This window comes from Streptomyces cyaneofuscatus (assembly GCF_000718135.1).
In the GTDB taxonomy this organism is placed as follows: Bacteria; Actinomycetota; Actinomycetes; order Streptomycetales; family Streptomycetaceae; genus Streptomyces; species Streptomyces cyaneofuscatus.
Window position 1 is genome coordinate 203,145 of sequence record NZ_JOEM01000006.1, and the last position, 21,786, is coordinate 224,930.

A 21,786-nucleotide genomic window follows, 5' to 3' on the forward strand; every position below is an offset into this window, starting at 1 on the left:
CGCCGGAAGCTTACGGGGCCATGATCACTCGCGCCAAAGCAGCTCCAGCCCAAAGCCGCTCCACCGACCTTCGAGGGCCACACTTACCTCGTCAAGGAAGCACGCGAAGCTGCTCATCAATCGGCACAGTTGACGGAGGGAGAGTCGTGATAAGGAGTTCGTCCGCGGCGCGCTTCCCCACCTTGCCAGCTGCCGAGTATCGCGTGCCCACCAACCTTTTGCTGATCTGCCAACGCCGCACCCCCAGATTTACCCGGTCAGATTCCGATGGGTTCATGCGATCACGCGCATACAACCATGGGCTTTCAGTAAGCGAAGGGTGGTTATCGTAGCTCAGCAGCCACCTGAATTGAGCCTTAGCCCTGAGGTAATGAGCAAGCCCGAGATGCAGGGAGTCGGTGTCCTTTTCTGGACCATCTTCAACTTGGCCGCCGTAGCCACCTCGCGGGTCGAAAGAAGTCCTATAAAGCAACGACGACTTATCGATATAGGGCGGATCAAGGTAGGCGATCACTCGCGACGGAAGAAGTTGCGGGTACCTCTCCGGAACGTCATCTAGCGTGCTTCGCCAGTCTTTTCGCCAGACATCAACAAGGCGCCCGACATCATATAGATGGCCAACGTACCTAATACGCTCCGTGAGGGCATCCGGATTCCATCGACACCCGATAGGATACTTACTTTCCTGGGCGCGACCGCCGAGGGGGCCAGCTTTTCCGTGCAGGATTCCTGAAAAAGTGGTCCTGTTGAGGAAAAGGCATTGCATCGCGGCTGCAAGGCGACGATCACGCGGCGCCAATTCAATCGGAGGGATCCAATTCCTCCAGTAGTCCCATCGCTCGACAGCTGAAGGACCCCCGTGCCGCACGAAGCGGCTCCACTCGTCGTGCATACGGTCAACCAGGCGCTCTGTGTCCTCAGCTGCAACCTGCCAGAAAGCAGTGACGAGCGGATCAGCGTCAGCAAGCAAGATTCGGTCGACAGTGCCGTCACCAATCATGCGCAAAGACGCTGAGGCTCCCCCTGCGAAGGGCTCCACGAGTAGGTTAACTTCAGGCACTTCACGCGACTGCTTCGCAGACGTGATTACCCGCGCGATCACAGGTGCAAGTGCCGACTTAGCCCCTGGGTAGCGGAGAGGGGATTGGTAGCGCCCGCGAGCAAGATCGTGAGCCACTGCGGTCAAGTCCGAAGTGATCGCCCTTTCGCGACCGTTGATCGCGTCGCCTGTACCCAATAGCGCAGCGGTTTGGGCTAGGCCGTCGGTCGCAGTGGTCGCGATCGGCTCTGTCAGGGTGGTCATGGCCGTATTCTGCCTGATGCAGCCGCGACTTGGTACATGTCGCCTACTTTTTGAAGTAGGTGGGCGGCTGCACGGCCTGCATGTCAAGCTTGAGCCCTGGAATGTTCTGCTGAGCCATCATAGTCAGGACAGAACGGCCGACTCCAAGCGGGAGTGCCGCAGCAGAGTGCGCCAACGCTACTGGAATCACCGCATGTTGGTACATACGGGTCTGCAACGAGTCCAGCACCTCACAAATCAGCCGGAGCACCGGGAACGCGCTCCATCCCTCGACTTCGCTGCTGCCATCATAAGGACTCAGGCCAGCCGTCGCCGGCACCGTGATGACCAAAGGATCACCGGCCTGGGTTCGGTAGATAAACCTCCGTCCGTAGAACTCATCGACGCCGTAGTGGTTATTTGCTGACCGACCTGAAATCCGGTTGATGTAGTCGTTTGTCAGGCGCATTACGTGACCGACAGGGATCCACTCGCAGATCTGCTCTGCATGTTCTACGAATGCCCCGCTCTTCTCAATTCCGACCATTAGCGGAGCAGTGATACCCCGAGCTGTACACCAACTGGCGAGGTCGCCAAGGTGTTCAACAAAGCGGCGCTTGAGCGGTGCCAGCGGGCCATGCAATGCCAGAGGCCCATCAGTGACAAAGAGCGTATGCCTTAGCACCTCAGGAGCCGAGTCGGCAAAGAAGTTCAGATAGCACAACGTCATCAGCCGCTCGGCCACGCTCATCACGCGACCCAGTGGTGTAAAATTCGAGCCTTCGACGTTGTACTCTTCGTGCGTACGTAGGGTATCGGCCAGGTATAGAATTCCACCACAAGCCGGGCAATTACCCCCACTCGCAGTTACAGTGAGCTTCACCCCATCCTTTGCAGATGCGCCACAATTGGGGCATACGCGAAGTGGGATTCGCTCCGCACGGGCTGCTCGTGTTCCATGCAGGGCAAGCAGCCCGTCTGCCAGAGTCATATTAGTGCTGGAGTCAAACCGCGAGTTCAAAAGGAAGGCGTTGAGCTCGCTTCTCCAGGTGTCGACTCCAGTCATTCCAGGCCGCACGAGCTGAGAACCTGGTAGCGCGACGTCGAAAGCGTACTCCGTTTGCGATCTGCGAACAGCCCGCGGGTCGATGTAGCGTTCAATAGCCAGGGCTCGAAAAGCATCGAGCTGTACCATGGAGCCGGCCACCCTCAAATAGCCGACTTTCACCGTCGGATGGTCACGTGTGGCCTCAACCTCAGTGTCTGATCCGTCTACGGTGATCGAAAAATCGATATCTCCTGGGTCGCCCACATGAGGCAGGTCCCCCAGTGAGATGCACAGACTTTCGATCTCATCCTTACTGTTGGGCCTAGAACTCGTTATCTGCCAACGCTGCAGAGCGGCCTTCACTGCTTCATTTCGTACAGTGTCTACGTGGCCGAGGCGAGAAGCCTTCTCTCCAGAGTAGGGCATGGCTCACCCGCTACTTTCTGACGAAGCGATGGAGTCAAGGCCGGCGGCCTTGCGGGCTTCATTAACCATTGAATGGTCAAACTTGGCGATCTGCGCGGGAACGATGTACTTGCCTGAGTAGGTCTTCATGCGGACGAAGCCAACATCTTCTGCGCGAATGATACTCGGGGCCCACACCTTGAAGTCGTAGTAGTGGGACAGCTCGCGGGTCTCATGATCTGAGTTCAAATGCGCAACTAGCCAATTGGATGTGTTGGACAGGATGCGCTTATCGACAGACGTCACTTCTTGGGTAGCGTAAATCAGCCCCATCTTATACTTGGCCGCCTCCTTGGAGAGTCGCACCCAAGGATCATCAGCCACCTCCCGTCCCCCGCGCTCGAACAGGTTGTGCGCTTCCTCTACAACAATCTGCATTTCCAGCGGATCCGCGTCCTCCCGGAATCGCTCCCCCGCCTTATTGAGTAGGTGTGTAACAATCCTTTCTGACATGACCTTGGCGACAAGTTCGTTGCCACTCGACAGGTCGACGATCGACAGGCGGCCCGCAACCATGTCCTGCCAGAGAAGTTCCGCTACGTCGCCGGTCGACTCTGGCCCATGAAATGGCCGGATCGTCCTAATGGCCGACGTCACACCCGTGTATTCATAGACCCCGAAGATGTCGGGGAAGCGCGAGTTCTCGTCATGCCACTTCGGGAATTCGGCAGATCGCTTGCCCACCCAGTTAGCAAGAGAGAGGGCGCCGGTAGGTGAATTAATTGTGTACTTACCTCGACCGGCTGACGTAATCGCAGTCGGGTGCTCTTTCAGGAAGGGAGCGGCCTTGTCGTCAGGCAAGGCAATTTTGAGAGGCGTAAAGCGAGTGGCCATGAAGCCACATTTGGCAAGCAAACCGTAAAAAGCTACCAGTGACCAGCCCCAACGATTGTGGGCACTGAAGTCTTGGCGGTCCGGTTCAGTCAGGTCCGCCGAGCGGAAGCTCTTAGCGTAGTTGGTGTTTACCTGGGCAGTTGCATCGCTTACGAGGCTCCACGCAGCCTCTAGGACGTCGCGATCGTAGAAGTTGAGCCGGAGCGTCTTCTCGCGGGAATCGGTTGGGTCAGGCTCGACTTTGTAGATCCTTACGGTGCGGTCATCATCGCCCAGTAGACGCAGCCCCGTTCCGTCCTGCCGATTGACGTTTGCGTACTCACCTTGAGGGTCGAAGATAAGTTGCCCGATCGACCGCTCATGTTCCGAGGCGTATCGGTGAACTGCCGTCACAAGCGTCTTGATGGTGTTGGACTTACCGGTCCTGGTCATGCCGAACACAGCTGTCTTGCGTCCGACGAAGTCCGAAACATCGATGCGGACATCTGCCTGATCGGTGCGGGCGATCAGCGCCTTGCGACGCGTTGCAGCGAACCGCACCTTCCCGATGGCAAGCGAGTCGCGTTCATCTGTGGCAGCCGGGTACGAAGCTAGCCAAGACAAGACATCTGTCGAAGGCAAGAACACCTGATACCGGGCAGAGACGACGACATTATCGATATCGGCGCCGTACTCAATCCGCGCATCCCGTGCGTCGGTTTCGGTGTAGAAGGTGCCCAAGACTTCACAGTCGAAGGCCGACTGCTGGAGCTCATTCCTAGTCAGAACGTCAGTCACGTCATCAAAATCGACTCCCGATGCGCCAGCATCACGCACGACAGCGAGTCGAGTCTGGATCAGCTCAGACTCATTCGGGAGTGGCGCAGTCCCTCGTACGCGGAGCAAGATGATCTCTTGGTCTTCGAGGATGAACCCTGCCTCTGTGCTGTCACCAGCTACGGCAAGAAGAAAGCCACCTCGAGGGACGCCTCCAGCTTCATGTTTCTTGAAATCGTCCGTGAGGACGATAGCCGAGTCGTAGTCGAGCCGAAAGATCCCGCCCACCGGCTTGCAGCCCTGGTTGATCAGTGCCGTGAGAGGCTTCCTGAGCTCCGTCGAGTTCTGAACCTTCGCCGCGATCCCTGTCACGCGGTCCCTCCCTGATCCCCCCGCGCGCGAGCGCGATGCTGTGTCTGACATCCCCGGCAAGCGCTACAGATCGTACTGCTGCCCAGTGGAAGAAGTTTCGGCCTCGGTGACTATGTATGTGGCAACTTCAGTGCAACTGGCCGAAATTGATCGTTTGGCTTGGAGTGTGCTGTCCTCCTCTCCCGGCACAGTTTGCCGCTGAGGCCTCCGAGCCAATGGCGATCTGCTGGTCAAAACGCCTCGCGCCCTCCACGATGGCCGTCATGGATCGGTTGCAGGTCAGTGCTTGGCAGTACGTGGCGGAGGTGCTCCGCCCTGAGGATCTTCCGATGGTCGCTGCGCACGCGCTAGTTGACGGGCATGACTCTCCTGCCCTACGTGAGTTGGCCGGCCTGTCGCGTCGGAGCGATGCGACCGAGGTCCGCGAGCTGTACGTCCAGGCGTTGAGTGAGCTCGACGTGCCTCTTCCTGACGAGGAGACGGCTGGCCGGCGTCTCCTCGTGAGCCTCGCGTTCGGTCTCGTGCATGGCGCGCTGAGTCCCAAGGAAGTGGGCGACGGCCTCTCGATGACTGTCACGGCACGCACCCAGGAGGAGGCGCAGTTCCTCTCTGTCGCAGCGGAGTACAGCGAATGGATCGAGCCGGACGATCTCCCGGCTTGGGAACGCGAGCTACAAACGGCAGCCCAGTTGTTGGCGGCTTCTACCGATCTTGGCCCCGGCATCCGCGTACCAGCTTCGCGGCACGGCTGACCCCCTGGCCGTGGCGCGCTCTCGTGCCAGATCCGTGCCAGATCGAGCGGTCAGCCACGGACACCCGGAGCCCGTTGCAGGGTAAACGCCCGTCGAGCGGCTCGTCGCCTGGCACGCGGGATGACCAGCGAGGACGTGGCCAGGCGTGGCGCCAGGCTTACAAGGCAGCGCTCCAGCTCCCCAACATGAGGCTCAAGCACCGTCAGTACGTGCCGGCCGTCGTAGCTCTCTTTGGTCGACAGCGCTGGCAGCGTGGTGGAGGCCGCTGGGGGTGCACTAGGCATACACACGCCTGGCCCGTTGGCATACCCATCGTGGTGGCTGACTGTCGTCGGCTAAAGTCCGTGCCGCAACCGTGCCAGATACAGGGCAAACGAAGGGCCCGCGGAGGCGTCTCCAACGTCGAGACGTTCCGCGTGAAGCCGGGGGAGAAGTGGGCATGCTAGAAAACCTTGGGAAGTACGGGGAGATCACGAAGCAGGCGGCTGAGGCGGGGGGCGTCGACAAGCTGATCAGCGTCATTGAGAAAGCTGCGTACACGAAAGGCGCGGCCGTGGGCGTAGTGGTCGGCGGAGCAGCTGTCAGCGGGGTTGCTGCAGCCGTCGTGGCCTACCGCTCTCGTAAGGCGCGAGCCGAAGCGGCGAAGAAGGAACTGCGGACGACAGCGCGGGACGCTGAATGAAGCGACTCCTAGCACAGAAGAACCTCCCGGCGCTCTTCCGGCGGCCGGGGGGTTCTTCATTTATCAAAACGCGGCACCTCGCCCGGGGGCTAGGTCGGGGCGCACTCGGTGCCACCTCCTGACGTGCCGCCACCAGCCGCTGCCGACATCAACAACAGCTTCCACCTCACCACCAGTTTTGGCGCCAAAGAGCCAGCACAAGCGGATCCATCGCAGTCATCCCCGCAACCTAGCTGACCCCTACGACAGCAAGGTCACCGTCTCCCGAGGCATGAGGATGCATCGAGCGTCCCGGCTACTGAGTGTCTAACTGTGTGACAACGCCGAGAAACGATGGCGGACGAGCACGGACGTCTGCGGAACATCAGCGCAGGTGGCAGCCAAGCCGACCTGGGGCAGCTTCCCCCTCCCAATTGCTTCGGGACGAAGAGGTCGTGGGTTCAAATCCCGCCACCCCGACAGCCGAAATACCAGCTCAGGGGCCTGATCCACTTAGTGGATCAGGCCCCTGAGCGGTTTCCGGGGCGGCTTGGGAGCCGGCCTCGGAACCCGGCTCCCCGGGGGTCGCCGATGAGCCTGCCGGGCAGAGACCCGGCGAGGCACTTACGGGACGGATGCCCGGCAGAGCCGACCCGCGGTCATGCGGCGGACTCCACCCCTGGGGCGGAATCCTCCGGCGGGTCGAGGAGCCGGAAAGCGCAGTCTTCCGGACGCCGGCCCAAGCGCTGGACCATCAGAGCACCGAGGAGCGCAGCCCCCGGGCCGCACACCGGCCCCGCATCCATACCGACATAGAACAGGCCGTTCTCGTCCGGTTCCCGGTCCTCGTACTCGGCGTCGGCGGCCGGCACAAGGCAGAAGCCGAGAAGGTCGACGCGGAGGCCGACAGGCATCCCGGCAAAGAAGCACCAGCGGGCGGGCCAACCCCTCATCGTCACAGCCGGCGGCGACTACAGCGCCGAGCCCGTCAGGCAACGGGTACATCTCCTTGGGGATATCCAGCACACACCCTTCAGGTAGATGCCGGCGAGCTCCAGAAGCTCAGCAAGAACCTCCTCGTCGCTGCGCCACCCATCCTTCGGCGCCCAGTTTCCTTCCCGTAGAGATGAGGGATATCGGCCGTCACGTCCGGCGGGTCTTCCAGCACCAAGTCCGACAACTCGTCATCCGGCTCTTTCGCCACTACGCCTTGCCCGTCCCGCTCTGGCCAGAGGAGCAGGTGGGGGACAGGGCGGTGGATGTATCGAGCGAGAAGAGACCGGATTGCGACCGGCAGTTGTTGCTCGCTGAGGCCTGGGCGCACCAGCACACAGATCTGGCCCGAGAGGACGGCCAGTGCCGCCTGCATACCGTGCTGCCCTAGATCGATCTCCACCGCTTTCGCGTTCATCGTGTCCAGCAGCCCGGCAACTCCAACGCCCAGGCGTCATGTGCTCGAATCCTCCCGCAGGGCTCGTCCTCACCGTGGGTGCCCTCGGGTACGAATTGCGGTGCTCGCTTCCGCATGGGGCTTCCTTCCGTCGTCTGAACCGGGTGACCCAGTCTTGGCCCGGTCATGGAGAGGAAGGCGCAAAGTCGTGAAACGCCAAGTCGTGCGCGCCGCGCCTGCCACGCTCGCCAGCGCCAGCTCACGTCCCACGCATCGGACCGCAAAGCACTGTCCGGGCTGGTGATGTCCGGGAAGAATTCCGACCGGTTGGGCCTCTCTCACCCGCTCTGCCGCACACCTTTGGAAGGACAGGTGGGTGCGGGCGGAACGGTAACCGGCCGGCCGGAAACGATCAGTCGGACGGCGGGGTCTCCCCCTCGCCTCCCGAGGGGGCGTCAGCGAAGGCGACGATGCGGCGGAGTTCGGCGATGTGCCCCGCCAGGCCCCGTCGGCCGTCACGGGTGAGCGCGATCCAGGTACGGGGGTACGACGCCCCCCGCGCCTTGGTCACCTCCACATACCCCGCCCCCTCCAGCACCTTGAGGTGCTTGCTGAGGACGGAGTCGCTCACCCCGAGGCTCTCGCGCACCCGGGAGAGCTCCATGCTGTCGACGGCCGCCAGCATGGCGCAGATCTGCAGCCGGTTCGGCGCGTGGATCACCGCGTCGTAGCGGGGTTCGGTCACCGGCCCGCCCGCAGTTCCCGGCGTACGGTCGCGTCGACGCGGTACCCCATCACCACGGTGAGCACACCGGCGGCCAGGCCCGCGCCGGTGATGGCCCAGCGGACGTCGAAGCCCCACTCCAGCGTCATGCCGGAGGCCACGAGCACCAGGCAGGCCAGCAGGTACGCCCCGAAGTACCGGGCCGCGTCGGGGGTGCTCGTATAGCGGTCGAAGGTGACGCCGCTGGTCCGGCTGAGAGCCCAGCCGAGCCCCAGGACCACGACGACGAACGGGCCCATGGCCCAGTCGGCCCACCGCAGGCTGATGGCCGCGCAGACGAACGCGAAGGCGAGCCCGAGGCCGCTGTGGTACCACCAGGGGCTCGACACGCTGTCGGCGACGCGCGCCCTGGAGGCGGCCGCTTCACCCAGCGCGCGACGAGCCGCCTCGGCGTCGGGCAGCCCGGGAGAGGTCGATGAGAGCGAGCTGCTTTCCATGTCGGAAAGTAATACAAACCACTGTCCACTACGGCAAGTACTTTCCGCCGCATAACCACAGAAGGAGTGCTCCAGCAGGAAAGGGGCGGCCTCCACGTTGGGCCGTACGGATGAAACCGCCGTCGCCCGCAGCGGCCGCCCTCCGCTCCGTACGGGCCCGAACCGCCACCGGCCACAGTGCGCGCGGGCGCACAACCTTTCCTTCAACTCGCCTGTTTCTCCACGGAGTTAAGGGTTCATCTACGCGCAGAGCATCACCCGCCGAACGACCATCCGGTCATATCAGACGACTTTTCGCGCGGGCATTACCGGTGGGTACCACGAGCTGCTAGACACTGCATCGCACCTTCAACCCCCCACCCACCCCCACACTTCGAAGGTCGGCAGCCATGTCCGTACGTAGGTTCTGGGCATCCCTATCCACTCTCGCACTCACCGCCGTGGCCGCTCTTGGTGTCGCCGGGACCGCCGTCGCGGCGGACTCCGCCGCCGCGGGCGGTTATGTCGCGCTCGGCGACTCCTACTCCTCCGGTGTCGGCGCCGGGGACTACCTCCCCGACAGCGGCGACTGCCGTCGCAGCGCCAACGCCTATCCGCAGCTGTGGGCGGCGGCGAACTCCCCCACCTCGTTCGCCTTCGTCGCCTGCTCGGGGGCGACCACCTCTTCCGTCGCCAGTGGTCAGCTGGGCGCGCTCGACGCGTCCACCGCGCTGGTCAGCGTTACGGCCGGAGGCAACGACGTCGGGTTCGCCGATGTCATGCAGGACTGCGTGCTGGGGAGCGAGGCCACCTGCATCAGCAGCGTGAACGCCGCTGTCGCCGAGATGAACAACTCCCTTCCCGGCAGCCTCGACTCGCTGTACGCCGGCATCCGCTCCGGGGCACCCTCCGCCCAGGTCGTGGTCCTCGGGTATCCGCGCTTCTACCAGCTCTCCGGCAGCTGCGTCGCGGGGCTCACCGAGGCCGAGCGGGCCGCGATCAACGATGCGTCGGACGTGCTGAACGGGGTCCTCGCCAAGCGGGCGGCCGATGCCGGCTTCACCTTCTCCAGCGTCGTCGACGAGTTCACCGGGCATGAGCTGTGCTCCGGCGACGCCTGGCTCCACAGCGTGACCGTGCCCGTCCAGAACTCGTACCACCCCACCGCCGCCGGGCAGTCGGGCGGCTATCTGCCTGCCTTCCGGTCAGTGGTGTAGCGGGGGGCTATTCCTGTTCCTGTGTCTGTGTCTGTACGGAGGCGACTCGCCGGGTGATCCGGGTGGGCCGCCTCTTCAGTACCTCTCCACCAAGTGCTCGCGGCCCGCCGGGGGTTCGTACGACTCCGGCCAGAAGTCCGTCACCCCGGTGATCAAGCCCCGGTCGTCGAAGGTGAAGAAGTGGATCGCGTGTGTCTCCTCCGGGCCGACCGTGACCTCGGTCCGCGCCGCCGCCTGGAGGCCCTCGGCGTCGGCGACGATCCGCTCGATGCGGATGTGCCAGTCGCCCGGGTACTCCTGGTTGAAACGCACGTAGCGCTCCTTGCCGTGGATGCGCTCCCTGGTCTGCGGGAGCTCGTACACCACGTCGTCCGCCAGCGTCGCCGCGAACGCGTCCCAGTCGCGGGCGTCGGCCGTCGCCCAGTACGTCTCCACCGCCGTGCGCAGGGCGCCCGTGGTGATGCTTCTACTCGTCTCGTCGGTCATGGGAGTGAGTGTGGCGTGCGGCACTGACAATGGCCCGGAGCGCTGCTGTTACGCCTCGGTCGGCTTGAAGCGTGTCGCCTTCAGCGAGTACATCAGCGGGATCCGGGGACGGTCCGCCGGGAAGCGGTAGTGGCCGTCCGCGTGGCGCTCCAGCGTGCCGAAGCGCGGGAAGAGCGAGACGTCGTGCTCGTGGAGGAACTCGATCCGCAGGCCGGCCGCCGCGAGCGCCGTCACCACCTCGCCCACCGGGTGCTGCCACTCGACGCTGCGGTTGTGCACGGTCGGCGCGTCGAAGTCGGCATACGTCCCGGGGGTCTCGTCCACCCAGGCCTCACGGCTGAAGTAGTCGTGGGTGACGACCGAGCCGGTCCCGTCGTCCAGCGTGTCGGTGAGGGGGTGGAACTCCGCGAGGTAGAGGAAGCCGCCAGGGGCGACCAGCGAGGCCGCCGTCTCGGCCCAGCGCTCCATGTCGGGCAGCCAGTTCAGCGCGCCGATGCCCGTGTAGACGATGTCGTACGAGGAGTCGGGGACGGCCGTCGCGGCGTCGTACACATCGGCCGCCACGAACGCCGCGCGGTCCGGGCCCAGGCCCAGCGATTCCGCCAGGCCCCGGGCGGTCTCCACGGCGGGCTCGGAGAAGTCCAGGCCCACCACCTGCGCGGCGCCGTGCCGCGCCCAGGACAGGGTGTCCAGGCCGATGTGGCACTGGAGGTGCAGCAGGGTCTTTCCCGTGACGTCGCCGACCTCCGCCAGCTCGAACGGGCGCAGCGCGTCCTTGCCCGCCCGGAACGCCTCCAGGTCGTAGAAGTCGCTCGCCGCGTGTATCGGCACGCGCTCGTCCCAGCGTGCGCGGTTGGCGTCCTGCCAGTCGTCCGGCGTCGGGGAGTACATATCCGAAAAGTTACCCACCGGGTGGGAGGGGCGCGAGCGGTTATCCACAGGCGGAGGGGGCCGGTCATATCGCGGAGGGGCCGGTCATATCTTCGTAAGGGGGTTGTGGACGGGCTGCTCCGGTCGGGCGGGGGATCGGGTTGGATGGAGGGCATGAGCGAATCGGAGAATGTCTCGACCATGCCGGAGTGGGAGCAGCGGTTCCGCGCGCCCAGGGTGTCCCTGCCCGACTGGGCCGAGGACGCGCCTGACCGCTCGCTCTTCGTCTCCAACGCCACCGGGACCTACGAGCTGTACGCGTGGGACCGTGCGAGCGGGCGGCAGCGCCAGGTGACCGACCGGCCCAACGGGACCACCGACGGCGTGCTGACGCCGGACGGTGAGGCCATCTGGTGGTTCAGCGACACCGACGGCGACGAGTTCGGTGTGTGGATGCGCCAGCCCTTCGGCGGCGGGGAGGACGAGCCCGCCGCCCCGGGCCTCGCGCCCTCGTATCCGGCGGGCCTCGCCATCGGGCGCGACGGGTCCGCGGTGATCGGCCGTTCCACGGATGAGGACGGGACGACCATCCATCTGGTGCCGCCCTCGGGCAGTGACGGGAGCGGGGGCGAAGCCGTTGAGATCTATCGGCATCGCGAGTCCGCCGGTGTGGGGGATCTGTCCTACGACGGGACGCTCATCGCGCTGGAGCACACCGAGCACGGCGACGCCATGCACTCCGCCCTGCGCGTGGTGCGCCCCGACGGCTCCACGGTGGCCGAGCTCGACGACACCGAGGGCGGCACCAAGGAGCTCGGGCTCGCCGTGCTGGGCTTCGCGCCGGTGGCCGGTGACCCCCGGCTCCTCGTGGGGCACCAGCGCCGGGGCCGGTGGGAGCCGATGATCTGGGACCCGGTCGCGGGCACGGAGACCGCGCTCCCCGTCGACCTGCCCGGGGATGTGGGTGCCGAGTGGTATCCGGACGGGTCCGCCCTGCTCATCGAGCACAGCTTCGAGGCCCGCAGCGAGCTGTGGCGGTACGAGCCGGGGGCCGCGGAGCCCGTGCGCGTCGAAACCCCCGCCGGGACGGTGTCGGGCGCGACGGCCCGGCCGGACGGGACGGTGGAGTACCTCTGGTCCTCGGCCGCGCAGCCGCCCGTGGTGCGGTCGACGAGCGGTGCGGTGGTCCTGGACCCGCCGGGCGCCAAGGCCCCGGCCTCGGTGGCCGTCGAGGACGCGTGGGTGGAGGGGCCGGGGGGCCGGATCCATGCCCTCGTGCAGAAGCCCGCCACCGGGGATGGGCCCTTCCCCACTGTTTTCGAGATCCACGGTGGGCCGACCTGGCACGACAGTGACGCCTTCGCCTCCGGGCCCGCCGCCTGGGTGGACCACGGCTTCGCCGTCGTGCGGGTCAACTACCGGGGCTCGACCGGGTACGGCCGCGCCTGGACGGACGCCCTCAAGCACCGGGTCGGGCTGATCGAGCTGGAGGACATCGCGGCCGTGCGGGACTGGTCGGTGAAGTCCGGGCTGGCGGACCCGCAGCGCCTGGTGCTGGCCGGCGGCTCCTGGGGCGGCTACCTCACCCTGCTCGGCCTCGGCACCCAGCCCGACGCCTGGGCGCTGGGTCTCGCGGCGGTGCCGGTCGCGGACTACGTCACGGCGTACCACGACGAGATGGAGGCCCTGAAGGCGATGGACCGCACGCTGCTGGGCGGTACGCCGGAGGAGGTGCCCGAGCGCTTCGAGGCCTCGTCCCCGCTGACGTACGTCGACGCGGTGCGCGCTCCCGTCTACATCTCGGCGGGCGTCAACGATCCGCGCTGCCCCATCCGTCAGGTGGAGAATTACGTGGACCGGCTGGCGGCGCGCGGCGCGGTGCACGAGGTCTACCGGTACGACGCCGGGCATGGCTCGCTGGTGGTGGAGGAGCGCATCAAGCAGGTGCGGCTGGAGCTGGAGTTCGCCCTGAAGCACCTGGGGGGTGGTGACGTCCTGGGGGCGTGAGGGTCTGGCGGGCCCCCACAGGGACGTAAGAGGCGGATAAAGGGGCGACCCCGCTCCAGAGGGCCGGAGCGGGGAACCGTACCTTGGTGGGGTGTACCGGTTCCTGCTGACCCCGCGATGGTGGGGGATCAACCTCTTCGTCGTGCTGGCCATCCCGTTCTGCGTGTTCATGGGCACCTGGCAGCTCGGCCGCTTCGAGGACCGTGTGCAGTCGCACGAGCAGGCGGAGAAAGCGCCCGATCCGAGCACCCGGGCCGCGAAGCCGCTGGACGAGCTGCTGCCCGTCGACAAGGTGACGTCCGGCCGCCCGGCCGTCGCGACCGGGACGTACGCCGACCAGTTCCTGGTCCCCGGCCGTGAGCTGGACGAGCGACGCGGCTTCTACGTCCTGAGCCTGCTGCGGACCGAGGGGGGCAAGGCCCTGCCGGTGGTACGCGGGTGGCTGCCCGGCACCGCGGGCAGCGTCCCCGTGCCGGCCGCGCCGCAGGGCGAGGTCACCGTCACCGGGGACCTCCAGGCCTCCGAGAACATCCACAGTGACGGCGTCGACACCAGAGGCGGGCTCCCCGCGGGCCAGCTCGGCATGATCAGTGCCGCGTCCCTGGTGAACCTGGTCGACTACGACGTGTACGACGCCTGGGTGACGCTTCCCGAGGCGGAGGCGGGCGGTGCGGGTGGCGCGTTGAAGCCGGTGCCCGCCGCCGCCCCGCAGGGCAGCGGGCTCGACCTCAAGGCGTTCCAGAACCTGGGGTACACGGGCGAGTGGTTCGTCTTCGCGGGCTTCGTGCTCTTCATGTGGTTCCGGCTGGTCCGCCGCGAGGCCGAGGCCGTCCGCGATGTCGCCCTCGGGCTCGTGCCGGAGGGCGAGGAGCCCCAGGAGGGCGAGAAAGCCGACGCCGGCGTTGCGGGAGCCGAGAAAGCCGAGCGAGCCGAGGCCGTACCGGCGTCTGAGACGACGAAGGCCGCGCAGGGATCGTAAGGCCCGTTGCGCTAGTAGGGCTCGTGGGGCCCTCAAGGGTCCGGTGAGCTCGTGGGGCTCTCAGGGGCCCGGTGAGTCTGTCGCGTTCTCGGTCGCGGCGGTGGTCCGGCTACGACGTGGGCAGTACGCCCGTCCGGTAGATCGTGCCCGCGCAGGCGTTGTCGATCTTCGTCTCGGCCGTGGGCGCGCCCGTCTCCGGGGTGTGCGTCACGGCGATGCTGCCGTCCGCCGAGGAGCCGTCCTCCCGCAGCGACTGGGTGTCGGTGCCGGACTGGCCGGAGCTCTCGCCCGTCGATCCCCCGGTGCTCGTGCCCGTGTCCGGCGACGGGGTGGGGGTCGGTGAGGGGGCCACGGTCGGGCAGGTGTCGTCGGGGACCCAGGCGAACTGCACCTCGTAGGCCATGGAGGGCTTCAGCAGCACCGTGCCCGGCTCCTGCGAGGGGTCGGGCAGGCCGGGGGCCGCGTCGCCCGCCGTGTGCTGGATGACGTTGATCTTGAGTGGGTCGGCGGCGCCGAGGGCGGTGAAGCCGACGGTGCCGTTGCTGCTGACCGTGCAGTCCGCGCCGGAGACGTTCGCGATCTTGAAGCTGCCGTAGACCGTGCCGTCGGCGCCCGGGGTGCCCGCTCCCGCGGAGGCGACGCCGAGCTGGCCCGGGTCGCAGACCGGCAGGGCGGCGAGATCCGCCGGCGGGGGCGTGGAGGGGCCGCCCGTCGTGGCGCCATCCACCGGGTCCTCCGTGCGGTCCGCCGAGGGGTTCTCCTCGGAAGGCTGCGGTTCGCCGACGCTGCCCCGGCTCTCCTGGTAGGTGGGCTCCACGGTCCGGTCGCCCGGCGCCTGGGGCCCCGGCTCCGCCCCCTTGCCGCCCTGGGCCTGCTCGCCGTGTCCGGCGATGGCGGGGGACGCGGTGGCCGGGCCGTCGGAGTTCGCCACGTGCACGAAGGCGGGGACCGCGGTGCCGATCAGCAGCGCCGCCGCGGCCGCGCCGACGACGGCCTGCCGCCGGCGGGCGCGCCGGGCGGGCACCGCGCGCTGGAGGTGCTCCAGGGTCCGGTCGGAGGGTTCGAGGTCCCCCACGGCACCGTGCAGCATCCGGCGCAGGGCGGCCTCGTCCAGCTCGCCGTCACCGGTTCCGAGCCCGCTCCGGACGCCCGCGAAGAGGTCGGTGAGCGTACCGGCGGAGGAGTCCGCGGAGTCGGCGGGGACGCTCTCGTCCGGTTCTCGGGGCGCGCTCTTCCCGCCCGGAGCGCCCGGACCGCGCGGACCGTCCGGTCGGTCCGGCTGCTCCGGATCGGTGTGCGGAGTGTTCTCCGGCCCGTGGTTCACAATTCCGTTTCCCGTCGGGTCATTCTCGTGCCTGTGCTCGTGCCGGTGGCCGGGCCCGCTCATGTCTGGGCCTCCATCACGACGCGCAGCGCCGCGATACCGCGGGAACCGTACGCCTTGACGGAGCCCAGCGAAACTCCGAGCGTCTCCGCGACCTGGGCCTCCGTCATGTCCGCGAAGTAGCGCAGGACCAGCACCTCGCGCTGGCGCCGCTGGAGGCCTTTCATGGCCTTGATCAGGGCGTCCCGCTCCAGCTGGTCGTAGGCGCCCTCCTCCGCGCTCGCCATGTCCGGCATGGGCTTGGAGAGCAGCTTGAGCCCGAGGATGCGGCGGCGGAGCGCGGAGCGCGACAGGTTGACGACGGTCTGGCGCAGATACGCGAGCGTCTTCTCCGGCTCCCGGACGCGGTTGCGCGCGGAGTGCACCCGGATGAACGCCTCCTGCACCACGTCCTCGCAGGACGCGGTGTCGTCCAGGAGCAGGGCCGCGAGGCCGAGCAGCGAACGGTAGTGGGCGCGGTAGGTCTCGGTGAGATGGTCGACCGTGGTTCCTGCTGCCACCGTCTCGTCAGCACCCCCGCGCTGCGAGGGCAGCTGGGCCGGGCGTGCGGCGGGCATGGGCGCGATCACCGGCATGCCGCCGGGCGCGCGGGGCCGCCGGGGCGGACGCATGGTCGCGCCTCGCAACGGGCCCACCACTGTGATGTCGAGAACCTCTGCCACGCCTGTTGGACACGCTGCCCCCCGTCAGGGTTGTACGCGTACGGCGCCGCGTTCGGCGCTGTGCGACATGCCCTCATACGTACCTGCTCTTCCCCAAATGCCCCGTAAACGCGTCCCCGTCACGCAAGAAGTGACGGCATAGACGCTGCCCGGCCGACGTGCGGTTGCAGAAGGCCGGGAGATCATCGTCGGATATGACAACGCCCCAGCTCAAGAGGTTCAGACCAGGTAATTGCTCATAGGGCGTTCACAGATCCTACAAAACAGGTTCGACCGCCAGGTTCGATCAAAGGGGCTCGCTCAGGCGAGGGTAATTTCGGCGGCCACCGATTCCGCGATCTGCGCCACGTTCAAAGCCGCACCTTTACGGAGATTATCGCCGCAAATGAACATTTCCAGGGCGCGGGGATCATCCATCGAGCGCCGTACCCGGCCGACCCAGGTGGGGTCGGTGCCCACGACGTCGGACGGGGTGGGGAAGTCTCCGGACGCCGGGTTGTCGAAGAGCACGACGCCGGGGGCGGTCGCCAGGATCTCGTGGGCCCGGTCGACGGCGACCTCGTTCTCGAAGCGCGCGTGGACGGACATGGAGTGCGTCGCGACGACGGGGACGTACACGCAGGTCGCGGTGGTCTTGAGGTCCGGCAGGCCCAGCACCTTGCGGCACTCCTCGCGGATGGCGAGCTCTTCGGAGGACCAGCCGTTGCCGGCGTCCGTACCGGCCCAGGGCACGACGTTCAGGGCCACGGGTGCCGCGAACGGACTTCCGGCGGCGGAGGCGCCGTCGCCGAGGGCCCGACGTACGTCTCCGGGGTGGGTGCCCAGCTCCGTACCGGCCACCAGCGACAGCTGTTCGCGCAGGGCGGTGACGCCGTCGCGGCCCGCGCCGCTGACCGCCTGGTAGGAGGAGACGATCAGTTCGCGCAGCCCGAATTCCGCGTGCAGCGCGCCGACCGCGACGATCAGCGACAGCGTGGTGCAGTTCGGGGACGCGACGATGCCGCGCGGTCTGAGCCGGGTGGCGTGCGCGTTGATCTCGGGGACGACCAGCGGTACGTCGTCGTCGAGGCGGAAGGCCGCCGAGTCGTCGATGACGACGGCGCCCTTGGCCGCGGCGATCGGGGCCCAGTGGGCGGACACGTCGTCCGGCACCAGGAAGAGGGCCACGTCCACGCCGTCGAACACGTCCTCGGCGAGCGCGAGCACCTCGCTCTCCTCACCGCGCACGACCAGCTTCCTGCCGGCCGAGCGCGGTGAGGCGACGAGTCTGACCTCGCCCCAGACGTCCGCGTGCTGCGAGAGGATCCGGAGCATGACGCCGCCGATCGCCCCGGTCGCACCGACGACCGCGAGCGAAGGGCGGCGTGCTGTCATCGGCCGGTGCCTCCGTAGACGACGGCCTCGTCGGAGTCGCTGTCGAGGCCGAAGGCGGTGTGCACGGCGCGCACGGCCTCGTTGACGTCGTCGGCCCGCGTGACCACCGAGATGCGGATCTCGGAGGTCGAGATGAGCTCGATGTTCACGCCCGCGTCGGAGAGCGCCTCGAAGAAGCCGGCGGTGACGCCCGGGTTGGTCTTCATACCGGCGCCGACCAGGGAGATCTTGGCGATCTGGTCGTCGTAGCGCAGCGACTCGAAGCCGATGGAGCCCTTGGCCCGCTCCAGGGCGTCGATGGCCTTGCGGCCCTCGGCCTTGGGGAGGGTGAAGGAGATGTCCGTCAGGCCGGTCGACGCGGCGGAGACGTTCTGCACCACCATGTCGATGTTGACCTCGGCGTTGGCGATGGCGCGGAAGATCGCGGCCGCCTCGCCCGGCTTGTCCGGGACGCCGACGACGGTGACCTTGGCCTCCGAGACGTCGTGGGCGACTCCGGAGATGATCGCGTGCTCCACCTTCTGGTCCCCTTGCGGCTCGTTGCTGACCCAGGTGCCGCGCAGTCCGGAGAAGGACGAGCGGACGTGGATCGGGATGTTGTAACGGCGTGCGTACTCGACGCAGCGGTGCAGCAGCACCTTGGAGCCGGACGCGGCCAGCTCCAGCATGTCCTCGAAGGAGATCCAGTCGATCTTCTTCGCCTTCTTCACGACCCGGGGGTCCGCGGTGAAGACGCCGTCGACGTCCGTGTAGATCTCACAGACCTCGGCGTCCAGCGCGGCGGCCAGCGCGACGGCGGTCGTGTCCGACCCGCCGCGGCCGAGGGTGGTGATGTTCTTGCCCTCCTGGCTCACGCCCTGGAACCCGGCGACGATGGCGATGTTGCCCTCGTCGATCGAGGTCCGGATGCGGCCCGGCGTGACGTCGATGATGCGCGCTTTGTTGTGGACCGAGTCGGTGATGACACCGGCCTGGCTGCCCGTGAACGACTGGGCCTCGTGGCCCAGGTTCTTGATCGCCATCGCCAGCAGGGCCATGGAGATCCGCTCGCCGGCGGTCAGCAGCATGTCGAACTCACGGCCGGCAGGGATCGGTGAGACCTGCTCGGCGAGATCTATCAACTCGTCCGTCGTGTCGCCCATCGCGGACACCACGACAACCACCTGGTTGCCGTTCCTCTTGGCGTCGACGACTCGCTTGGCGACCCGCTTGATGCCCTCGGCATCGGCTACGGAGGAGCCTCCGTACTTCTGCACGACAAGGCCCACGTGCGCTCCTCGCTCAGTCATTACTGCGGTCGGCTCAGTTTAACGAGCAGCCCGGAATCGACCCGTCCATACCAGATGGTGAGATGTCCCGCCCACAACCCGGTACGGCGTGTCGACCCGAACCGCTCGTAAGGAGTTGCTGCCCATCCCGGAGGAGCGCACTCCCTTTTGTGTCCCAGCCCACACGTTCCAGCCCACACCTTCAGGGGGGAATGCGCGAGCCGGGCGGCGCCGGGCGGAGTACGTGCCTACCGGCGCCGCTCGGTGGCCTCGATGTAGTCGCCGAGGGAGCGGCGGGTGTCGAGCAGGGCGTCGATGCGCGCGTCGATTCCCCGGAGCCGGGCCCGCAGGACGTCCAGCACCTCGGCGCACGGTTCGAGCTCGGGTGACGGGCCGGTCGCGCAGGGGAGGGTGTACGCGATCTCCGTGGTGGACAGGCCGGCCGCGAGGAGGTTGCGGATCTGGGTGACGGTGAGGACGACGTCGTCGGTGTACTCGCGGTATCCGCCGGGGCTCCGGGTGGGCCGTAACAGTCCCTGGGATTCGTAGTACCGCAGAAGGTGTGCGTTGACCCCGGTCCGCCGGCTCAGTTCCCCGATCAACATGCCTGTTCCTCCTTGACCTTCATACCGGTGTGAAGGTTGATGATGCCCCCATGACCACGACACCCTTCAACCCGCACGCCCTCCTCGCGAAGAGCAGTCTCGGCACGCTCGCGACGGTCAAGTCGGACGGCCGGCCCCAGCTCTCCCCCGTCCAGCCCTTCTTCGACCAGGAGGCCGGCGTCATCTATGTATCGACCAGTCACGGAACGGCCAAGACGGCGAACCTGCGCCGGGACGCGCGCGCCACGCTGATGGTGCTGAGCTCCGACGGGTGGGAGTGGGCCACCGCCGAGGGCGTCGCCACGCTCACCGGGCCGGGCGAGGACCCGCACGGCCCGGAGGTCGAGGCGCTGGTGGACTACTACCGCAAGGCGGCCGGTGAGCACCCGGACTGGGACGAGTACCGCGAGGCGATGGTGTCGGGCCGCCGGGTACTCATCACGATGACCGTGGACCACGTGTACGGCGCCCGGGTGTCCTGACGGCACGCCGCGCACAGCTTCCTGCCCCGCACGGTCCGTCGACCGGACCGCGCGGGGCAGGAGGGTTCGGTGTCATCCGGCCGATGCGGCTCCGCCATGGAGGAGCGTCTCGCCGTCCTGCTCCCGGAGTACGGCGATCAGCCCGCGCAGTCCCGCCTCCGTACGGGCGATCTCCTCGTCGGTCAGATACACCGACGGCTCGAAGCGCAGGGTGTTGGTCGCGCTCGCGGTCGGGAAGATCCGCAGCGAGTGGACCCGCAGGAGGTAGCCGGAGAACAGGTAGCCGAGGAGTCCGGCGCCCGCCTGCTCCCGGATGATCTCCGAGGTGGAGCCGGACTGGTCGTGGAACTCCAGGCCGAGCATCAGGCCCCTGCCCCGGACGTCCGCGACGATGTCGCCGAACTCCTTGCGCAGCCCCTCCAGCACCGCCAGCAGCTGGTTGCCCCGCGTCTCGGCGAGCCGGTACGCCTTCCCGTCGTCGGCCTCCAGCAGCTCGACGGTCTTGGCCGCGACGAGCGTGGAGAAGCTGTCCTTGGCGTAGGTGGAGCTGTGGACGAGCTCGAAGTCCGTACGGTAGCGGGAGCCGCGCACCAGGGTCAGCCCCGCCTTGGCGATGCCGCCGCCGAGGCTCTTGGCGAGGGTGATGTAGTCGCCGCGCAGGCCGATGTGGGAGGCGGCGAAGAAGGCCCCGGAACGGCCCATGCCGCTCTGCACCTCGTCGACGACGATCGGGATGTCGGCCGTGGCGCAGGCGTCCTGGATCCGGCGGGCGGTCTCCCGGTCGAAGACCCGGATGCCGGCCTCGCCCTGGATGGGCTCCAGCAGGAGCGCGCCGATGACCGGCAGTTCGCGCTCGACGACGCGGACCGTCCCGTCCTCCGCCTGGAGGTCGAACAGGGAGCGGCGCTCCTCGTCGATGGCCTCCGTCAGCGCCTCGGGACGGCTGACGTCCACGAAGCGGCACCGGGCGGCGAGCGCGGTGAACGGGGTGCGGTAGCCGGGGTTGTGGGTGAACTGGACGCTGCCGATCAGCTTCCCGTGGAAGGAGCCTTCCGGCGCCAGGAACACCGGGGCCGTGCCGGCCCGTTCGGCGTTGACCCGGTCGACGGCGGCGAGCACGCGCTCGATCCCCTCCCCGCCCTCCCGCGCGGGGTCGCCCTCCACACCGAGTGCGGCGAGCGCCTCGGCGGAGACCTCCAGCCGCGCGCCCGTCCCGGCGGCGGCCCTGGCCTCCTCGGCGTGGGCCGCGACCCCTTCGAGGAGTTCGGCGAGCTTCAGCACCCGGTCGAGTTCCGCGTGCTTGACGGCCACTTCGTTGGCCTCGGCACCGCTGTTGGCGAAGATCGCCGAATAGGGCTCGGGGTCGCCGAACTCCCGGTGGATGATGCCGTTGATCTTCCAGGCCAGGTCATTGGCGTACGGGTGGCGCGAGAACTGGGCGTGGACCGGCGTCCCTCCGTCCAGCAGCGACTTCGCGTACGCCACGATCTCGGGGTTGTTGTGCCCGAGGACGACCGACCCGTAGCCGCCGACCAGGTCGAGCACCGGTATTTCCGCCCCATCGGCCCGGCGGTAGAAAAGGGTGTTTCCACCGGATCGGACGTACTCGACGTCCAGGCCCAGCGTGGACAGCCAATTCGCCAGGTGCGGTTCAGCAAGTTCGAGCTTCTCTACCACGGGGTTCATCTCCAC

20 protein-coding genes are annotated in these 21,786 nt (G+C 67.2%); 6 read left to right on the forward strand and 14 right to left on the reverse strand.

Annotated elements, in window-relative coordinates:
• Positions 1–91 precede the first annotated feature (91 nt).
• From IF17_RS1000000137665 to IF17_RS0112295, 3 genes are all read right to left on the reverse strand, one after another.
• Positions 92–1,303, reverse strand: a complete 1,212-nt coding sequence (locus IF17_RS1000000137665; protein ID WP_078615862.1) for a DNA adenine methylase — start codon at positions 1,301–1,303, stop codon at positions 92–94.
• Positions 1,304–1,346: 43 nt separating this feature from the next.
• On the reverse strand, positions 1,347–2,693 hold the full coding sequence (locus tag IF17_RS1000000138940; protein ID WP_157851143.1) for a zinc ribbon domain-containing protein: 1,347 nt from the start codon (positions 2,691–2,693) through the stop codon (positions 1,347–1,349).
• A 66-nt stretch (positions 2,694–2,759) separates the two neighbouring features.
• Positions 2,760–4,757, reverse strand: a complete 1,998-nt coding sequence (locus IF17_RS0112295) for an ATP-binding protein (RefSeq protein WP_030565081.1) — start codon at positions 4,755–4,757, stop codon at positions 2,760–2,762.
• A 263-nt stretch (positions 4,758–5,020) separates the two neighbouring features.
• Between IF17_RS0112295 and IF17_RS1000000137105 the strand changes: the two genes are divergently transcribed.
• Positions 5,021–5,509: a hypothetical protein gene (locus IF17_RS1000000137105; RefSeq protein ID WP_157851144.1), complete on the forward strand. Its 489-nt coding sequence runs from the start codon at positions 5,021–5,023 to the stop codon at positions 5,507–5,509.
• A gap of 439 nt (positions 5,510–5,948) precedes the next feature.
• On the forward strand, positions 5,949–6,191 hold the full coding sequence (locus tag IF17_RS0112305) for a hypothetical protein (RefSeq protein WP_030565085.1): 243 nt from the start codon (positions 5,949–5,951) through the stop codon (positions 6,189–6,191).
• 638 nt (positions 6,192–6,829) lie between these two features.
• On the opposite strand, the gene IF17_RS1000000139720 is transcribed toward IF17_RS0112305, so the two are convergent.
• The 3 genes from IF17_RS1000000139720 to IF17_RS0112320 form a co-directional block, all read right to left on the reverse strand.
• Positions 6,830–7,084, reverse strand: coding sequence for a hypothetical protein (locus tag IF17_RS1000000139720; protein ID WP_237667106.1), 255 nt, complete (start codon positions 7,082–7,084; stop codon positions 6,830–6,832).
• An 888-nt stretch (positions 7,085–7,972) separates the two neighbouring features.
• Positions 7,973–8,305, reverse strand: a complete 333-nt coding sequence (locus tag IF17_RS0112315) for a transcriptional regulator (protein ID WP_030565087.1) — start codon at positions 8,303–8,305, stop codon at positions 7,973–7,975.
• Complete coding sequence (locus IF17_RS0112320; RefSeq protein ID WP_051883968.1) at positions 8,302–8,781, reverse strand: hypothetical protein; 480 nt, start codon at positions 8,779–8,781, stop codon at positions 8,302–8,304. Before IF17_RS0112320 ends, IF17_RS0112315 begins: the two co-directional genes overlap by 4 nt.
• A gap of 389 nt (positions 8,782–9,170) precedes the next feature.
• On the opposite strand from IF17_RS0112320, the gene IF17_RS0112325 reads away from it, so the two are divergent.
• On the forward strand, positions 9,171–9,977 hold the full coding sequence (locus IF17_RS0112325; protein ID WP_030565091.1) for an SGNH/GDSL hydrolase family protein: 807 nt from the start codon (positions 9,171–9,173) through the stop codon (positions 9,975–9,977).
• A gap of 75 nt (positions 9,978–10,052) precedes the next feature.
• Here IF17_RS0112325 and IF17_RS0112330 read toward each other — a convergent pair whose 3' ends face one another.
• Together IF17_RS0112330 and IF17_RS0112335 are read right to left on the reverse strand one after the other, a co-directional pair.
• Positions 10,053–10,463 carry a nuclear transport factor 2 family protein gene (locus IF17_RS0112330; RefSeq protein ID WP_179115508.1) on the reverse strand — a complete coding sequence of 137 codons (411 nt, stop codon included), beginning with the start codon at positions 10,461–10,463 and terminating at the stop codon, positions 10,053–10,055.
• A gap of 48 nt (positions 10,464–10,511) precedes the next feature.
• Complete coding sequence (locus IF17_RS0112335) at positions 10,512–11,354, reverse strand: class I SAM-dependent methyltransferase (protein WP_030565095.1); 843 nt, start codon at positions 11,352–11,354, stop codon at positions 10,512–10,514.
• A 144-nt stretch (positions 11,355–11,498) separates the two neighbouring features.
• Here IF17_RS0112335 and IF17_RS0112340 point away from each other — a divergent pair, with 144 nt between their 5' ends.
• Entirely contained in the window at positions 11,499–13,340 is a 1,842-nt protein-coding gene (locus tag IF17_RS0112340) for a S9 family peptidase (protein WP_030565097.1), read from the forward strand.
• Positions 13,341–13,431: 91 nt separating this feature from the next.
• Positions 13,432–14,319 (forward strand): SURF1 family protein, encoded by an 888-nt coding sequence (locus IF17_RS0112345; protein WP_030565099.1) that lies wholly within the window; start codon positions 13,432–13,434, stop codon positions 14,317–14,319.
• A gap of 109 nt (positions 14,320–14,428) precedes the next feature.
• On the opposite strand, the gene IF17_RS0112350 is transcribed toward IF17_RS0112345, so the two are convergent.
• From IF17_RS0112350 to IF17_RS0112370, 5 genes are all read right to left on the reverse strand, one after another.
• A complete protein-coding gene (locus tag IF17_RS0112350) occupies positions 14,429–15,643 on the reverse strand; it encodes a hypothetical protein (protein ID WP_030565100.1) in 1,215 nt (404 codons plus the stop codon).
• A 59-nt stretch (positions 15,644–15,702) separates the two neighbouring features.
• Positions 15,703–16,365, reverse strand: a complete 663-nt coding sequence (locus tag IF17_RS0112355; protein WP_179115509.1) for a SigE family RNA polymerase sigma factor — start codon at positions 16,363–16,365, stop codon at positions 15,703–15,705.
• 300 nt (positions 16,366–16,665) lie between these two features.
• Positions 16,666–17,739 carry an aspartate-semialdehyde dehydrogenase gene (locus IF17_RS0112360; RefSeq protein WP_030565104.1) on the reverse strand — a complete coding sequence of 358 codons (1,074 nt, stop codon included), beginning with the start codon at positions 17,737–17,739 and terminating at the stop codon, positions 16,666–16,668.
• On the reverse strand, positions 17,736–19,007 hold the full coding sequence (locus IF17_RS0112365; RefSeq protein WP_018514188.1) for an aspartate kinase: 1,272 nt from the start codon (positions 19,005–19,007) through the stop codon (positions 17,736–17,738). The genes IF17_RS0112360 and IF17_RS0112365 overlap by 4 nt, the downstream gene beginning before the upstream one ends.
• Before the next feature lie 248 nt (positions 19,008–19,255).
• Positions 19,256–19,612: a MerR family transcriptional regulator gene (locus IF17_RS0112370; protein WP_030565106.1), complete on the reverse strand. Its 357-nt coding sequence runs from the start codon at positions 19,610–19,612 to the stop codon at positions 19,256–19,258.
• Positions 19,613–19,662: 50 nt separating this feature from the next.
• Between IF17_RS0112370 and IF17_RS0112375 the strand changes: the two genes are divergently transcribed.
• Positions 19,663–20,094 (forward strand): PPOX class F420-dependent oxidoreductase, encoded by a 432-nt coding sequence (locus tag IF17_RS0112375; protein WP_030565108.1) that lies wholly within the window; start codon positions 19,663–19,665, stop codon positions 20,092–20,094.
• A 72-nt stretch (positions 20,095–20,166) separates the two neighbouring features.
• Here the strand turns inward: IF17_RS0112375 and IF17_RS0112380 are convergent, their stop codons facing one another.
• The gene (locus tag IF17_RS0112380) at positions 20,167–21,780 is read right to left on the reverse strand and encodes an aspartate aminotransferase family protein (protein WP_032771882.1); all 1,614 of its coding nucleotides are present in this window, start codon (positions 21,778–21,780) and stop codon (positions 20,167–20,169) included.
• Positions 21,781–21,786 lie beyond the last annotated feature (6 nt).

Excerpts from the sequence above, each read along its gene's own strand:
- IF17_RS1000000137665 (WP_078615862.1), bottom strand. The coding sequence starts at position 1,303 with ATGACCACCCTGACAGAGCCGATCGCGACCACTGCGACCGACGGCCTA.
- IF17_RS1000000137105 (WP_157851144.1), top strand. The coding sequence starts at position 5,021 with ATGGATCGGTTGCAGGTCAGTGCTTGGCAGTACGTGGCGGAGGTGCTC.
- IF17_RS0112305 (WP_030565085.1), top strand. The coding sequence starts at position 5,949 with ATGCTAGAAAACCTTGGGAAGTACGGGGAGATCACGAAGCAGGCGGCT.
- IF17_RS1000000139720 (WP_237667106.1), bottom strand. The coding sequence starts at position 7,084 with ATGCCTGTCGGCCTCCGCGTCGACCTTCTCGGCTTCTGCCTTGTGCCG.
- IF17_RS0112320 (WP_051883968.1), bottom strand. The coding sequence starts at position 8,781 with ATGGAAAGCAGCTCGCTCTCATCGACCTCTCCCGGGCTGCCCGACGCC.
- IF17_RS0112325 (WP_030565091.1), top strand. The coding sequence starts at position 9,171 with ATGTCCGTACGTAGGTTCTGGGCATCCCTATCCACTCTCGCACTCACC.
- IF17_RS0112330 (WP_179115508.1), bottom strand. The coding sequence starts at position 10,463 with ATGACCGACGAGACGAGTAGAAGCATCACCACGGGCGCCCTGCGCACG.
- IF17_RS0112335 (WP_030565095.1), bottom strand. The coding sequence starts at position 11,354 with ATGTACTCCCCGACGCCGGACGACTGGCAGGACGCCAACCGCGCACGC.
- IF17_RS0112340 (WP_030565097.1), top strand. The coding sequence starts at position 11,499 with ATGGAGGGCATGAGCGAATCGGAGAATGTCTCGACCATGCCGGAGTGG.
- IF17_RS0112360 (WP_030565104.1), bottom strand. The coding sequence starts at position 17,739 with ATGACAGCACGCCGCCCTTCGCTCGCGGTCGTCGGTGCGACCGGGGCG.
- IF17_RS0112370 (WP_030565106.1), bottom strand. The coding sequence starts at position 19,612 with ATGTTGATCGGGGAACTGAGCCGGCGGACCGGGGTCAACGCACACCTT.
- IF17_RS0112375 (WP_030565108.1), top strand. The coding sequence starts at position 19,663 with ATGACCACGACACCCTTCAACCCGCACGCCCTCCTCGCGAAGAGCAGT.
- IF17_RS0112380 (WP_032771882.1), bottom strand. The coding sequence starts at position 21,780 with ATGAACCCCGTGGTAGAGAAGCTCGAACTTGCTGAACCGCACCTGGCG.